Annotated in this window: 14 protein-coding genes; 1 reads left to right on the top strand and 13 read right to left on the bottom strand. The window is 59.3% G+C overall.

Going from position 1 to position 14228, the window contains the following annotated elements; genetic code table 11:
• Positions 1-6 precede the first annotated feature (6 nt).
• The 6 genes from hscB to uvrB form a co-directional block, all read right to left on the bottom strand.
• Positions 7-525: a Fe-S protein assembly co-chaperone HscB gene (hscB, locus tag RCH06_RS08895; protein WP_327081100.1), complete on the bottom strand. Its 519-nt coding sequence runs from the start codon at positions 523-525 to the stop codon at positions 7-9.
• 94 nt (positions 526-619) lie between these two features.
• Positions 620-943, bottom strand: coding sequence for an iron-sulfur cluster assembly protein IscA (gene iscA, locus RCH06_RS08890; RefSeq protein WP_011801674.1), 324 nt, complete (start codon positions 941-943; stop codon positions 620-622).
• 29 nt (positions 944-972) lie between these two features.
• Positions 973-1377 (bottom strand): Fe-S cluster assembly scaffold IscU, encoded by a 405-nt coding sequence (iscU, locus tag RCH06_RS08885; protein WP_327081099.1) that lies wholly within the window; start codon positions 1375-1377, stop codon positions 973-975.
• A 67-nt stretch (positions 1378-1444) separates the two neighbouring features.
• Positions 1445-2662, bottom strand: a complete 1218-nt coding sequence (locus tag RCH06_RS08880; protein WP_327081098.1) for an IscS subfamily cysteine desulfurase — start codon at positions 2660-2662, stop codon at positions 1445-1447.
• 73 nt (positions 2663-2735) lie between these two features.
• Positions 2736-3272 carry a Fe-S cluster assembly transcriptional regulator IscR gene (iscR, locus tag RCH06_RS08875; RefSeq protein WP_327081097.1) on the bottom strand — a complete coding sequence of 179 codons (537 nt, stop codon included), beginning with the start codon at positions 3270-3272 and terminating at the stop codon, positions 2736-2738.
• Between the two features lie 251 nt (positions 3273-3523).
• Positions 3524-5632 carry an excinuclease ABC subunit UvrB gene (gene uvrB, locus RCH06_RS08870; RefSeq protein WP_327081096.1) on the bottom strand — a complete coding sequence of 703 codons (2109 nt, stop codon included), beginning with the start codon at positions 5630-5632 and terminating at the stop codon, positions 3524-3526.
• Between the two features lie 166 nt (positions 5633-5798).
• Here uvrB and RCH06_RS08865 point away from each other — a divergent pair, with 166 nt between their 5' ends.
• Positions 5799-6995 (top strand): amino acid aminotransferase, encoded by a 1197-nt coding sequence (locus tag RCH06_RS08865; RefSeq protein WP_327081095.1) that lies wholly within the window; start codon positions 5799-5801, stop codon positions 6993-6995.
• Between the two features lie 163 nt (positions 6996-7158).
• On the opposite strand, the gene RCH06_RS08860 is transcribed toward RCH06_RS08865, so the two are convergent.
• The 7 genes from RCH06_RS08860 to RCH06_RS08830 form a co-directional block, all read right to left on the bottom strand.
• The gene (locus RCH06_RS08860) at positions 7159-7665 is read right to left on the bottom strand and encodes a disulfide bond formation protein B (RefSeq protein ID WP_327081094.1); all 507 of its coding nucleotides are present in this window, start codon (positions 7663-7665) and stop codon (positions 7159-7161) included.
• A 264-nt stretch (positions 7666-7929) separates the two neighbouring features.
• The gene (locus RCH06_RS08855; protein ID WP_327081093.1) at positions 7930-9018 is read right to left on the bottom strand and encodes a sulfate/molybdate ABC transporter ATP-binding protein; all 1089 of its coding nucleotides are present in this window, start codon (positions 9016-9018) and stop codon (positions 7930-7932) included.
• A 22-nt stretch (positions 9019-9040) separates the two neighbouring features.
• Positions 9041-9949: a sulfate ABC transporter permease subunit CysW gene (gene cysW, locus RCH06_RS08850; protein WP_327081092.1), complete on the bottom strand. Its 909-nt coding sequence runs from the start codon at positions 9947-9949 to the stop codon at positions 9041-9043.
• Complete coding sequence (gene cysT / locus RCH06_RS08845) at positions 9946-10839, bottom strand: sulfate ABC transporter permease subunit CysT (protein WP_327081091.1); 894 nt, start codon at positions 10837-10839, stop codon at positions 9946-9948. The genes cysW and cysT overlap by 4 nt, the downstream gene beginning before the upstream one ends.
• A gap of 2 nt (positions 10840-10841) precedes the next feature.
• The gene (locus RCH06_RS08840; RefSeq protein WP_327081090.1) at positions 10842-11834 is read right to left on the bottom strand and encodes a sulfate ABC transporter substrate-binding protein; all 993 of its coding nucleotides are present in this window, start codon (positions 11832-11834) and stop codon (positions 10842-10844) included.
• Between the two features lie 45 nt (positions 11835-11879).
• Complete coding sequence (locus tag RCH06_RS08835; RefSeq protein ID WP_327081089.1) at positions 11880-12521, bottom strand: peroxiredoxin; 642 nt, start codon at positions 12519-12521, stop codon at positions 11880-11882.
• A 244-nt stretch (positions 12522-12765) separates the two neighbouring features.
• Positions 12766-14187, bottom strand: a complete 1422-nt coding sequence (locus RCH06_RS08830) for a TIGR03862 family flavoprotein (protein ID WP_327081088.1) — start codon at positions 14185-14187, stop codon at positions 12766-12768.
• Between the last annotated feature and the right edge of the window lie 41 nt (positions 14188-14228).

Raw genomic sequence — 14228 nt, 5'->3', positions numbered from 1 at the left:
TGGGCTTTATTGTCCCAGCTGGTCGATGCGCGCATCCACCTCGCTGGCAAAACGTTCGATAAACATAAGGCTTCTGACCTGCTGGGCGGCCGCCGCAAAGTCTTTTTCCTGATCCAGTATTTGCTCTATTTTTAATAGCTGCTTGTGCCCGATGGTATTGGACTCCAGCGCTATTTTATCCAGATCATCAATGCTTTTAGCGTCTTCCAGCGCTTCGCGCCATTCCATCTGTTGCATCAAAAAATCTGACGGCATGGCGGTGTTGTTTTCTGCATTGATCGGCGCGCCGTTCAGCTCGCACAAATAGCTGGCCCGCTTCATGGGGTTCTTGAGCCGCTGGTAAGCCTCGTTGATGCGCACCGACCACTGCATCGCCACGCGTTGGGCGGCAGCGCCCTGGGCCGCAAATTTGTCAGGATGCGCTTCGCGCTGCAGCTCTTTCCAGCGGGCGTCAAGCTGCACCCGATCCTGGGCGAATTGGACAGGAATGCCGAAAAGTTCAAAGTCAGTGGATTGAAGGTTCATGGGAATAAAAAAGCCGCCAGCACATTCAGTGAGGGCGGCTTTGAAAAAATTGCGCACCGTTGCGCATGAGAAGAAACGCCTTCAACGAGCCGGGTCAAACCCGAAAGCTCTCACCGCACCCACAGCGGTCACGCTCGTTGGGGTTGATGAATTTAAAGCCTTCGTTCAAGCCTTCGCGTACAAAATCGAGCTGCGTACCGTCGATATAAGCCATGCTTTTGGGGTCAACCAGCACCTTCACGCCGTTGTCTTCAAAGACGACATCTTCAGGCGCAATTTCGTCAGCATATTCCAGCTTGTAGGCCAGCCCTGAACAGCCAGTGGTCTTGACGCCCAGGCGCACACCCACGCCCTTGCCGCGCTTCGTCATGTAGCGGGTCACGTGGCGGGCAGCAGCGTCGGTAAGGGTAACGGACATAGTAAATCGCTCGAAATTCGACAGGTTGATCAGTGTGCGGCTTCAGCAGCAGGCATGTGCTTTTGCTTGTAGTCGTTCACGGCGGCCTTGATGGCGTCTTCGGCCAGGATGGAGCAGTGAATCTTGACCGGCGGCAAGGCCAGTTCCTCGGCAATCGCGCTGTTCTTGATGCTGGCCGCCTGGTCCAGCGTCTTGCCCTTGACCCATTCGGTCACGAGCGAGCTCGAAGCAATCGCCGAGCCGCAGCCGTAGGTCTTGAAACGCGCGTCTTCAATCACGCCCGTCACCGGGTTGACCTTGATTTGCAGTTTCATCACGTCGCCGCAAGCAGGCGCGCCGACCATGCCGGTGCCGACGGTTTCATCGCCCTTTTCAAAAGAGCCGACGTTGCGGGGGTTTTCATAGTGGTCCACCACTTTTTCGCTGTATGCCATTGAATTTACTCCTTGGTTCTGGTTACTGGACAGAGGCCTTGTCACAAGCCGTCTGGCTGTCTGTTAATTAATGCGCCGCCCATTGGATGGTGGACAAGTCCACGCCATCCTTGAACATTTCCCACAGGGGAGACAGGTCACGCAGCTTGGCCACGTTTTCCTTGATGGTGGCCACGGCGTAATCGATTTCTTCTTCGGTCGTCCAGCGGCCAATCGTCATACGCAGGCTGCTGTGCGCCAGTTCATCACTGCGGCCCAGGGCACGCAACACATAGCTGGGCTCCAGGCTGGCTGACGTGCAGGCCGAACCACTCGACACCGCAAGGCCCTTGATGCCCATGATCAGCGATTCGCCTTCGACGAAGTTAAAGCTCATGTTCAGGTTGTGCGGGACACGCTTTTCAGCGTGGCCGTTAAGGAAAACTTCCTCGACATCCTTGAGTCCATTCAGCATGCGCTCATGCAATGCACGGATGCGCTTGTTTTCTTCATGCATCTCGGCTTTGGCAATACGGTAAGCCTCGCCCATGCCAACGATCTGATGCGTCGGCAAGGTGCCCGAACGCATGCCGCGTTCATGGCCACCACCGTGCATTTGGGCTTCAAGACGCACGCGGGGCTTGCGGCGTACATACAGCGCACCAATGCCTTTGGGGCCATAGGTCTTGTGCGAAGTCAGGCTCATCAGATCGACGGGCAGGGTTTGCAAGTCGATATCCACGCGGCCTGTCGCTTGCGCGGCATCCGTATGGAAAATGATGCCTTTTTCGCGGCACAACGCACCGATGGCGGCGATGTCCTGAATCACACCGATTTCGTTGTTGACGAACATGACGCTGACCAAAATGGTGTCAGGCCGAATCGCCGCCTTGAGCACTTCCATGTCCAGCAAGCCGTCTGGCTGAACATCCAGGTAAGTCACTTCAAAACCCTGGCGCTCCAACTCGCGGCAAGTATCGAGCACGGCTTTGTGCTCGGTCTTGACAGTGATCAGGTGCTTGCCTTTGGTCTTGTAAAAGTGCGCAGCGCCCTTGAGAGCCAGATTGTTGGATTCGGTCGCGCCGCTGGTCCAGACGATTTCACGTGGGTCGGCGCCAATCAGCTCGGCCACTTGTTCACGGGCTTTTTCAACAGCGGCTTCAGCTTCCCAGCCCCAGGCATGGCTGCGGGAGGCCGGGTTGCCGAAATGCTCGCGCAACCAAGGGATCATTGCGTCCACCACGCGCGGATCGCAGGGGTTGGTGGCGCTGTAGTCCATGTAAATCGGGAAGTGTGGAGTTTCCATGTGGCTGGCTCTTTAATTCTTGGCTGGCGGGCAGCTTAAAACAATAATTTTCCTGCAATGCAATCCAGATCCGTCAGGATTTGGAAAAAGCGTTGCCGAGGGCGAAAACGGAATTGGGCGCATTGACGCGCATGGGTTTGGCAATGGGCGACGCAAAGATGGCTTTTTTAACTTGTGGCGTGCTTTCAACCACAACGCCTTTGGCCAGTTGCTCGTCCACCAGTTTTTGCAGGCTGACGGAATCCAGAAACTCAACCATGCGGCTGTTCAGTGATGTCCAGAGGTCATGCGTCATGCAGCGGGTGCCGTCACCCAGACAGTTTTCCTTGCCGCCGCACTGCGTTGCATCGATCGGCTCGTCGACTGAAACAATGATGTCGGCCACCGTGATCTCGGAAGCCTTGCGGCCCAACGTATAACCGCCGCCGGGGCCACGGGTGGACTCGACCAGTTCATGGCGACGCAGCTTGCCGAACAACTGCTCAAGGTAAGACAAGGAAATTTGCTGACGCTGGCTGATGGCAGCGAGCGTGACCGGGCCGTTATTCTGGCGCAGTCCCAAATCAATCATCGCGGTGACCGCAAAACGGCCTTTGGTCGTGAGACGCATATCAAGCTCCTTCAAGTGTGCTTGGCTGTCGCTTAGACCCTGAAAGCTTATGACCTTCAGGGAACTTCTCCTCTTTTCCCGGCCAGTCAAATGGCGCATTTCGGGATGTTTTTTTATTTTTTCTTGTTCCTGACTAATTTCGTCAAGTATACCATGTCAGGGTCTTTTTTGCCTGCGGCCTGCCAGCGAGTCAAGGGATAACCCGATGTGCAAGCCGTTTGGAAAATGGTTGATTTGTTTCGACCACGCCGTCAGGCGGCCGATGAAATCGGCACCACGTTGTCGATTCCGGGCGCGCCAAAAGCCTGCGCCTTCAGCACATGCAACTGATCACGAACCCGGGCCGCTTTTTCGAATTCCAGGTTTTTGGCATGTTCGACCATCTGCTTTTCAAGCCGCTTGATTTCGCGCGCAATGTCTTTTTCGCTCATGTCCTCGACCAGCGCTTTTTGCATTTCCAGCTTTTCGGCCTCCTTGCCGGATTTTTCGCTGTACACGCCATCAATCAAATCCTTGATGCGCTTGACCACGCTGCGCGGCGTGATGCCATGCAGCTCGTTGAAGGCCAGTTGCTTGTCGCGCCGGCGCTCAGTTTCGCCCATCGCTTTTTTCATCGACTCGGTGATCCGGTCGGCGTACAGGATGGCGCGGCCATTGATGTTGCGGGCGGCGCGGCCAATCGTCTGGATCAGGCTTCGCTCCGAGCGCAGGAAGCCTTCCTTGTCAGCATCCAGAATCGCCACCAGCGACACCTCGGGAATATCCAGCCCTTCGCGCAGCAGGTTGATGCCGACCAACACATCAAATGCGCCCAGCCGCAGGTCACGCAAAATTTCGACCCGCTCCACCGTTTCCACGTCGCTGTGCAGATATCGCACCTTCACGCCGTTTTCAGTCAGGTAATCCGTCAACTGCTCGGCCATGCGCTTGGTCAGCGTGGTGATCAGCACGCGTTCATTGATTTCCACGCGAATGCGGATTTCCTGCAGCACGTCATCGACCTGATGCGTCGCCGGTCGCACTTCCACCTGCGGATCGACCAGCCCGGTTGGCCGCACCACCTGCTCGACCACCTGCCCCGCATGCTCGTTTTCGTACGCTGCCGGGGTGGCGGAGACAAAAACCGCCTGCCGCATCTTGGTTTCAAACTCTTCAAACTTCAGCGGCCGGTTGTCCAGCGCGCTGGGCAGCCGAAAGCCGTATTCGACCAGCGTGGTCTTGCGTGCCCGGTCGCCGTTGTACATGGCGTTGAGCTGGCCAATCATGACGTGGCTCTCGTCCAGGAACATGATCGAATCCTTGGGCAGGTAATCGCACAGGGTTGACGGCGCAGAGCCCGGCGGCGAGCCGCTCAAATGACGGGTGTAGTTTTCAATGCCCTTGCAATGGCCGATTTCACCCAGCATTTCCAGGTCAAACCGGGTGCGCTGCTCAATGCGCTGGGCTTCAACCAGCTTGCCGTCGGCAATGAACTGGCCAACGCGCTCCGACAATTCGAGCTTGATGGTTTCCACTGCCGTCATCACCTTGTCGCGCGGCGTCACGTAATGGCTTTTCGGATACACCACAAAACGCGGGATTTTCTGCTTGATGCGTCCCGTCAGCGGGTCAAACAGAGAAAGTGTCTCGATTTCGTCGTCAAACAACTCGATGCGAATGGCCAGCTCCGAATGCTCGGCTGGAAACACATCAATCACGTCGCCGCGCACGCGGAAAGTGCCGCGCGAAAAATCAGCGTCATTGCGGCTGTACTGCATGCGAATGAGCCGTGCAATCACGTCGCGCTGGCCCATTTTGTCGCCAATACGGGCAATGAAACGCATCTGGGTGTAATCCTCAGGCGCGCCAATACCGTAAATGGCGCTGACCGTCGCGACGATCAGGGTGTCGCGCCGCTCCAGCACGCTTTTGGTGGCAGAGAGCCGCATCTGCTCGATGTGCTCGTTGATGGCCGAGTCTTTTTCAATGAACAAATCACGCTGCGGCACATAGGCTTCAGGCTGGTAGTAGTCGTAATAGCTGACGAAATACTCGACCGCGTTTTTCGGGAAAAATTCGCGAAATTCGCTGTAAAGCTGTGCCGCCAGCGTTTTGTTCGGCGCAAACACAATCGCCGGCCGGCCCAGCCGCGCAATCACATTGGCCATGGTGTAGGTCTTGCCGGAGCCGGTCACGCCGAGCAGGGTCTGGAACACTTCACCGTCGTTGATGCCTTCCACCAGCTTGTCGATGGCCTGCGGCTGGTCGCCCGCCGGCAGGTAAGGCTGAAACAGCTCAAAGGGTGAACCGGGGAAACGCACGAACTGGCCCACGCCGCTCGAATCTGCTGCTTCGGTGATGACTTGCGTTATTTCTGGCATAAAAATCTCGATTAAGCCCCGCTAAAATTCGGAGCAACTGAACAGATTAAGACATTCGGGCGAAAATGGGAATTGCAATCCCCTGCCCCGCTGCCCCTTTTCTCCCGCGCCCAAAGCGCTGCAATCCGCCGCATTCAGGCAAATTTTTCACTTCTGAGGATATTTCATGTCTTTGTTTACCGCCGTCGAAATGGCACCCCGTGACCCGATCCTGGGCCTGAACGAGCAATTTGGAGCCGACACCAATCCCGCCAAGGTCAACCTCGGCGTGGGCGTGTATTACGACGACAACGGCAAGCTGCCCTTGCTGGAGTGTGTGCAGGCGGCTGAAAAACAGATGATGGAGTCGCCCAAGGCGCGCGGTTACCTGCCGATTGACGGCATTGCCGCCTACGACTCGGCCGTCAAAGGCCTGGTGTTTGGCGCTGACAGCGAACCCGTCACCTCGGGCCGCGTGGCCACGGTGCAGTGCATTGGCGGCACGGGCGGCCTGAAAGTCGGCGCTGACTTTTTGAAGCGCCTGAGCCCGGATGCCAAGGTCCTGATCAGCGATCCGAGCTGGGAAAACCACCGCGCGCTGTTCACCAACGCCGGCTTCACGGTCGAAAGCTACCCGTATTACGACGCAGCCACGCGCGGCATCAACTTCGACGGCATGCTGGCCGCGCTGAACGCGGCGCCTGCCAGCACCGTCGTCGTGCTGCACGCCTGCTGCCACAACCCGACCGGCTATGACATCACCGCCGCCCAGTGGGACGAAGTCGTTGCCGCTGTCAAGGCCAACAACCTGGTGGCCTTTCTGGACATGGCCTATCAGGGCTTTGGCTACGGCCTTGAAGAAGACGGCGCTGCCGTCGGCAAGTTTGTCGCTGCCGGCCTGGACTTTTTCGTCTCCACCTCTTTTTCCAAGAGTTTCAGCCTGTACGGCGAACGCGTCGGCGGCCTGAGCGTGGTCTGCGAGAGCAAGGAAGAAGCCGGCCGCGTGCTGAGCCAGCTCAAGATCGTGATTCGCACCAACTACAGCAACCCGCCGATTCATGGCGGCACAGTGGTCGCCACGGTGCTGAACACGCCCGAGCTGCGCGCGCTGTGGGAAAAGGAACTCGGCGAGATGCGCGTGCGCATCAAGGCCATGCGCCAGAAGCTGGTCGATGGCCTGAAGGCCGCTGGCGTCCAAGAAGACATGGGTTTCATCACGAAGCAGATCGGTATGTTCAGCTACTCTGGCCTGTCCAAGGACCAGATGGTTCGCCTGCGCAATGAATTTGGCGTCTACGGCACGGACACCGGCCGCATGTGCGTAGCCGCGCTGAACAGCAAGAACATCGACTACGTCTGCGCATCGATTGCCAAAGTGATGTGAAGCCGCGCTTGGCGTGCCAAAAAGACGCCTTTTAAAGCCCATGCCAGTCAGCGCCCCGTTGACTGGCATTTTTTACGTCAAATCAGCCGCTTGTGCAGGCTGCATGGGCGCTGACAGCTCTTTTTTCAATAGCAATTAACGCAAGTGGCAGCGCATGACTGTATCAGCGCTGACGGGCCTGCCTGACGACCAGCGTCAGTGCCATCACGGCAATCAGCACAAAGCAGACAAAAGACCAGTTGGCAATCGAGCCGCCCAGAAAGGTCCAGTCAATCGCGGTGCAGTCGCCACTGCCCTTGAAAATCATGGGAATTGCGCGCTTGAGCGGAAAGGTTTCGATCATTCCGTAGAAATCCCGGCCGCACGAGGCGATTTCGGGCGGATACCACTGCAGGAAACTCTGCCGCGCCGCCACAAACGCGCCAAAGCCCGACAGCAACACCAGCAAGCTGGCGCCGGTGATCAGCACATTGCGCCGGGCGCTCAGGGCGCTCACGCCGGCAACCAGGGTGACCAGCACCAACGCATAGCGCTGCACGATGCACATCGGGCAAGGCTCCAGCCCCACTACATGCTGCAAGTAAAGGCCAAAAGCCAGCAGCGCCACGCCTGCTGCCGCCGTCAGTGCGAGCAAGCGGCGCGGCATGGTGTCGAAATACGTCAAAAACATTCAATTCCCTATTGGTTGATCGATTCAAGGATTGTCCGATGGTTCGTTGAACGCGCCCCGGATTAGTTCCCGCAAAAATCGACCTGGCCGCGCGGGGAAAAGCCTGCACGGGTCAGGGCGCAAGCGCTATGGTGTGCCATCACTGCCTGTGAAACCAGCACGCTTGCTACTGAATCAATAGCTGCCAGCGCCCATCCAGCTTGCGCAATAGGCCTGTTTGATACCAAAAAACTGTTTTCTGGTCAGCGCAGACCGCTCTGGCCGTCAAATCCCCTCGCCTGCCTCGACGAACACGCGTGCATTGCGCGGCGTAACGACCAGCTTTTCTCCTTCCTTCAGGCCCATGTCCCTGAACTGGTGCGATGGCATTTGCACTTCAATCAGCGACTCAGCCGATGGCTTGTCTGAATCGACCGGAATCAGTTCCAGCCGGGCAATCGGGCCGATGACAATCGCGCGGTCCAGCGTCGCGACGATGCCGTCGGCCCCTGGCGTATAACGCGCCACATCGAAATCGTGCGGCCGCACATAGGCGAAGGCCTTGGCGTTTTGGGCGCTGCTGTGCTCGGGCGCATTGAGCGTCAATCCGTCGAGCTGGATTTCGCCCTCATGGGCGCGGCCATGAAACAGGTTCACGTCGCCGAGAAAACCATAAACGAACGGGCTCGCCGGATGGTCCCAGACCTGTTGCGGCGAGCCGATCTGCTCGACCTTGCCCTGGTTCATCAGCACCACGCGGTCAGCGACTTCCAGCGCTTCTTCCTGGTCGTGCGTGACGAAAATGCTGGTCACATGCAGGTCGTCATGCAGGCGGCGCAGCCAGCGGCGCAACTCCTTGCGCACCTTGGCGTCGAGCGCGCCGAAGGGCTCGTCGAGCAGCAGCACCTTGGGCTCGACCGCCAACGCGCGCGCCAGAGCAATGCGCTGGCGCTGCCCGCCCGAGAGCTGCGACGGAAAGCGGTCGGCCAGCCAGTCGAGCTGCACCAGCCCGAGCAGCGAATGCACTTTTTCCTTGATCTGCGCTTCGCTCGGACGCTGGCTGCGTGGCTTGACGCGCAGGCCAAAGGCGACGTTCTCGAACACCGTCATGTGCCGGAACAGCGCGTAATGCTGGAACACAAAGCCGACGCCGCGCTCGCGCACATGCACGTCGGTGGTGTCCTCGCCGCTGAACAAAATGCTGCCCTGGTCGGGCGTTTCCAGCCCGGCAATGATGCGCAGCAGCGTGGTCTTGCCGCAGCCCGAGGGGCCGAGCAAGGCGACGAGCTCGCCGGCTTCAATGTCCAGGTTCACGTCGCTCAAGGCCTGGAAGTTGCCAAACTGCTTGCTGACGTTGCGAATTTCGATACCCATGATTTATGTTTCCAGCGTTTTTTCAGCGAACAGCGGCCAAGGCCTGCGGACGTTCCGGCGGCAGTTCAGCCGCCGCCTTGATTTCAGCCTCGTGCCGCCATTCGGCGAACGACTTGATGGCCAGCGTGACCAGCGCCAGGATGGCCAGCAGCGACGCCACGGCAAACGCAGCCACCGACTGGTATTCGTTGTACAAAATTTCCACATGCAGCGGCAAGGTGTTGGTCTGGCCGCGAATGTGGCCCGACACCACCGACACCGCGCCAAACTCGCCCATCGCCCGTGCATTGCACAAAATCACGCCGTAGATCAGGCCCCACTTGATGTTGGGCAGCGTGACGCGCCAAAACGTCTGCCAGCCGGTCGCGCCCAGCACGATGGCGGCCTGCTCCTCGTCATTGCCCTGCGCCTGCATCAGCGGAATCAACTCGCGCGCGATGAAGGGAAAGGTCACGAACACGGTCGCCAGCACGATGCCCGGAACGGCAAAGATGATCTTGATGTCATGCGCCTGCAACCACGGCCCAAACCAGCCCTGCGCGCCGAACAGCAGCACATACATCAGGCCCGCAACGACCGGCGATACGGAGAACGGCAGATCGACCAGCGTCGTCAAAAACGACTTGCCGCGAAACTCGTACTTGGCAATCGCCCACGCAGCAGCCACGCCAAACACCAGGTTCAGCGGCACGGCAATCGCGGCGGCGATCAGGGTGAGCTGGATGGCCGACCAGGCGTCAGGCTCCTTCAATGCTTCAAGATAAGCGCCAAACCCTTTGCGCAGCGCCTCGGTAAAGACAGCAGCCAGCGGCAGGATCAAAAACAGCAGCACGAACAGCAGCGCCACGGTAATGAGCGTGTAGCGCACCCACGGCGCTTCGGTCGTGCCGGCCTTGGTGCGGCGAACGGGTTGGCTAGACGGGCCACTCATGACGAGGCTCCTGTGGTTTTTCGCTGCCAGGTCTGCAGCGCATTGATGACCAGCAACAAGACGAAGGAAATCACCAACATCACCACCGCAACAGCCGTGGCACCGGCGTAATCGTACTGTTCCAGCTTGCCGATGATGATCAGCGGCGTTATCTCGGAAATCATCGGCATGTTGCCGGCAATGAAGATGACCGAGCCGTATTCGCCGATGGCGCGGGCGAATGCCATCGCAAAGCCGGTCATCAGGGCCGGGGCGATGTGTGGAAAGATCACTTTGGTGAAAATCTGGAAGCGGTTGGCGCCCAGCGCCGTGGCGGCTTCTTCAAGCTCTTTTTCGGCGTCTTCAAGCACCGGCTGCACCGTGCGCACCACAAATGGCATCCCTACAAAAATCAAGGCAATCACCACGCCGGCAGGCGTGAACGCCAGCTTGATGCCCATGGGTTCAAGGTACTGCCCGAGCCAGCCGTTACCGGCCAGCAGCGCCGTCAGCGAAATACCGGCGACGGCCGTGGGCAGCGCAAACGGCAAATCCACCAGCGCATCGACGATTTTCTTGCCCGGAAACTTGTAGCGCACCAGCACCCAGGCCAGCAGCAGGCCAAACACCAGATTCACCAGCGCGGCAATCAGCGACGCGCCAAACGTCAGCCGATAAGACGCCATGACGCGCGGCGACGTAACGGCGAAGACGAACTGCTCCCACGTCAGCGTGAAGGTCTTGAAGAACAGCGCGGCGATAGGAATCAGCACGATCAGGCTGAGGTACAGCACCGTGTAACCCAGCGTCAGTTTGAACCCCGGCAGCACCCGCTGCGGTGTTCTTTTGGCGCCGGAACGAAGAGGGGGCGCCACCCCGGCGGATGGCGCCCCGGAAGTCAATGAACGCATGTTTACCGGACGGTGTAGAGCTTGTCGAACTGGCCACCGTCATTGAAGTGGACTTTTTGCGCGTCGCTCAGCGAGCCAAACATTTCCTGCACCGTGAAGAGTTGCACCGGCTTGAAGATGGCGCTGTGCTTTTTCAGGATGGCCTGCGAATACGGACGCATGGCATGCTTGGCCGCAATTTCCTGGCCTTCGTCGGAATAGAGGTAGTCAAGGTAAGCCTTGGCCAGAACCGCCGTGCCTTTCTTGGCCACGGTGCGCTCGACGACTGCCACCGGGTTTTCGGCCAGGATGCTGATCGACGGATAGACCGCATCGACCTTGCCTTCGCCGAATTCCTTGTTCACCGACACCACTTCTGACTCGAAAGTCACCAGTACATCGCCAATATTGCGCTGCAAAAAGGCCGTGGTCGCATCGCGCCCGCCCTTGCCCAGCACCGGCACGTTCTTGTACAGCTTGCCGACGAACTCGGCGGCCTGCGCATCGGTCGCGCCCTTCTTCTTGGCGTAACCCCAGGCGGCCAGGTAGGTGTAGCGGCCGTTGCCGCCCGTTTTTGGGTTAACCACGATGACCTGGATGCCGGGCTTGGTCAAATCGTCCCAGTCCTTGATGCCCTTGGGATTGCCGTTGCGCACCAGGAACAGCATGGTCGAGGTGGTCGGCGACGCATTGCCGGGGAAACGCTTGGCCCAGTCCTTGGCAACGACGCCGGCATTGGCCAGGAATTCCACATCGGTCGAGGTATTCATGGTCACCACATCGGCGTCCAGGCCGTCGGCCACCGAACGCGCCACGGCGCTGGAGCCGGCATGCGACTGGTCGATTTTCACGTCCTTGCCGGTGGTTTTCTTGTAATGGGCGATGAACGCTGCGTTGTAGTCTTTGTAAAACTCACGTGCCACGTCGTACGAGCCGTTCAGCAGGGTCTGGCTTGAAACGATACCGCTGGCGGCCAGCGCCAGCGTTGCAATGGCAATTTTAAATTTGGAGGTCATGCGGTTTCCAGGAAGGCAAAGTCAAAAAGATAGCAAAAGCGCCGATTATTTGTTCGGCTGCGGTGTCATCCGCAGATAAGGACGCACGGCGGTGAAGCCCTTGGGAAAGCGCTGCGCCAGCTCGGCAGGGTCCTGAATGCTCGGCACGATCACCACGTCGTCGCCGTCTTTCCAGTTCACCGGCGTCGCCACCTTGTGGCTGTCGGTCAGCTGCAGCGAATCAATCACGCGCAGGATTTCATCAAAGTTGCGCCCGGTGCTGGCCGGATACGTGAAGATCGTGCGAATGACTTTCTTCGGGTCAATGATGAACACGCTGCGCACCGTGGCGGTGGTTGAGGCGTTCGGGTGAATCATGTCGTACAGGTTGGCGACCGTCTTGTCGGCATCGGCCAGGATCGGGAAATTGACCGTCGTGTTCTGGGTTTCGTTGATGTCTTTGACCCACTCGCCGTGCGAGTCCAGCGGATCGATGCTGATGGCGATGGGCTTGACATGGCGCTTGGCAAATTCACTGGCCAGCGCGGCGGTTTTGCCCAGCTCTGTGGTGCAAACCGGCGTGAAATCAGCCGGGTGCGAAAACAGCACCACCCATGAATCACCGGCCCACTGATGAAAGGAAATCGGGCCTTCGGTGGAGTCCTGGGTGAAGTCGGGTGCAATGTCGCCAAGTCTGAGAGTCGCCATGCAATGCTCCTGGGGTGAAAGTGAATGAACGCATTGTGCAGACAAACCCTTAAACATCAAAAGAATATATAGCTCTTAATTTATGGACAAATAAGAATATAGAAACTCAATTTACCTGGCGCTGCCCTGTTGCGGTTTCGCCCAGTCAGCGTTCAGAAATCGACCGAACCAGCCGGCAGCGCAACGCAAACGCCGCCACAAACGCCCAATCTGGCCCGGTCACTTTCCCGCTGGAGAGGCAAGGTTACGCAGGGCAACCGCCAGCCCCGGCGCAGGCTTGGCGCCCGAAGTGCGTTAAAACGCCCTGCCCGGCGGCGCGGCCACTGGCAAAGCAGGCGGTGAGCAAATAGCCACCCGTGGGCGCTTCCCAGTCGAGCATTTCACCGGCGCAAAACACCGGCGGCATCAAATCAGCCGGCGTGGTGACGCGCAGATGCGCATCCAGCCCGCCAAACTTCACGCCGCCCGCGCTGCTGATGGCTTCGTCAATTGGCCGCGCGGCCAGCACCCGCACCGGCAGCGCCTTGATGCCGGCGGCCAGCTGCACCGGGTCGGCAATCGCTTCTTTGCCCAGCACTTCATACAGCATGGCGGCCTTGATGCCGTCCAGGTTCAAGCGGCTCTTGAGGTGGCTTGAGAGCGAACGCGAACCGCGCGGATGCCGCACCTCGACCAGCACCTGTTCAGCCGTCTTGTCGGGCAGCAGGTCGAGCGTGAACGTGGCGCTGCCGTGCGCGGCAATTTCATCGCGCAGCAAGCTGGACACTGCATAAATCAGGCTGCCTTCCACCCCCGTCGCCGTGGCCACGAACTCGCCCTTGCGGCTGAAACTGCGGCCCTGCGAATCGGTGAAATGAATCGCCACCGACTTGAAGGGCTGGCCCGCAAAGCGGCTGGAGAAATGCTCGGTCCAGCCGGGCTGGGGTGCCGGGCTTTGGCCGATCAGTTCGCGCAAAAAGTTGCGCCGGGTTTCGCCCTGCTCGGCCACTTCTGCGGCGGCGCCGGCCACCACGTCAAAGCCGCAGTTCGACGGCTGCAGCGGTGCCACCGCCACACCGCGCTCGGCCAGCAGCGGCACCCACGCGCCGTCAGAACCCAGGCGCGTCCAACTGCCGCCGCCCAGCGCCAGCACCACGGCATCGGCCTGTGCCAGCACCTCGCCCGCCGGGGTTGAAAACTTCAGCGCGCCGTCTTCGGCCCAGCCCAGCCAGCGATGGCGCATCGAAAACTGCACGCCCGCCTGGCGCAGGCGCTGCAGCCAGGCGCGCAGCAGCGGCGCGGCCTTCATGTCCTTGGGAAACACCAGCCCCGAGCTGCCGACAAAGGTTTCAATGCCCAGCGCTTCGGCCCAGGCGCGCAGTTCAGCCGGTCCAAACTCGGCCATTAGCGGCTGCAAGCCGGCACCGTGTTCGCCATAGCGGCGCATGAACACCTCGGGCGGCTCGGAATGCGTCAGGTTCAGACCGCCCCGGCCAGCCAGCAAAAACTTGCGACCCACAGAAGGCATGCTGTCGTACAGCCGCACGGAAACGGACGGGCCGGCGCTGGCCAGAATTTCAGCCGCCATCAGGCCGGCCGGGCCGCCGCCGATCACCGCGACGCGCAGGGGTTGGGAAAGAGGTGTTTCGTGGTTCAAGGGGAAATCCGTCTGCACAGAAAGTGCCATGTGAGGTGAAAGGTGAAGGGCTGAACAAAACTGGGGCCAAG

The organism is Polaromonas sp. CG_9.5 (genome assembly GCF_035984465.1).
Taxonomy (GTDB): domain Bacteria; phylum Pseudomonadota; class Gammaproteobacteria; order Burkholderiales; family Burkholderiaceae_C; genus Polaromonas.
Note: the sequence above shows the minus strand (reverse complement) of the source record. Positions and strands in the feature narration are given on the sequence as shown.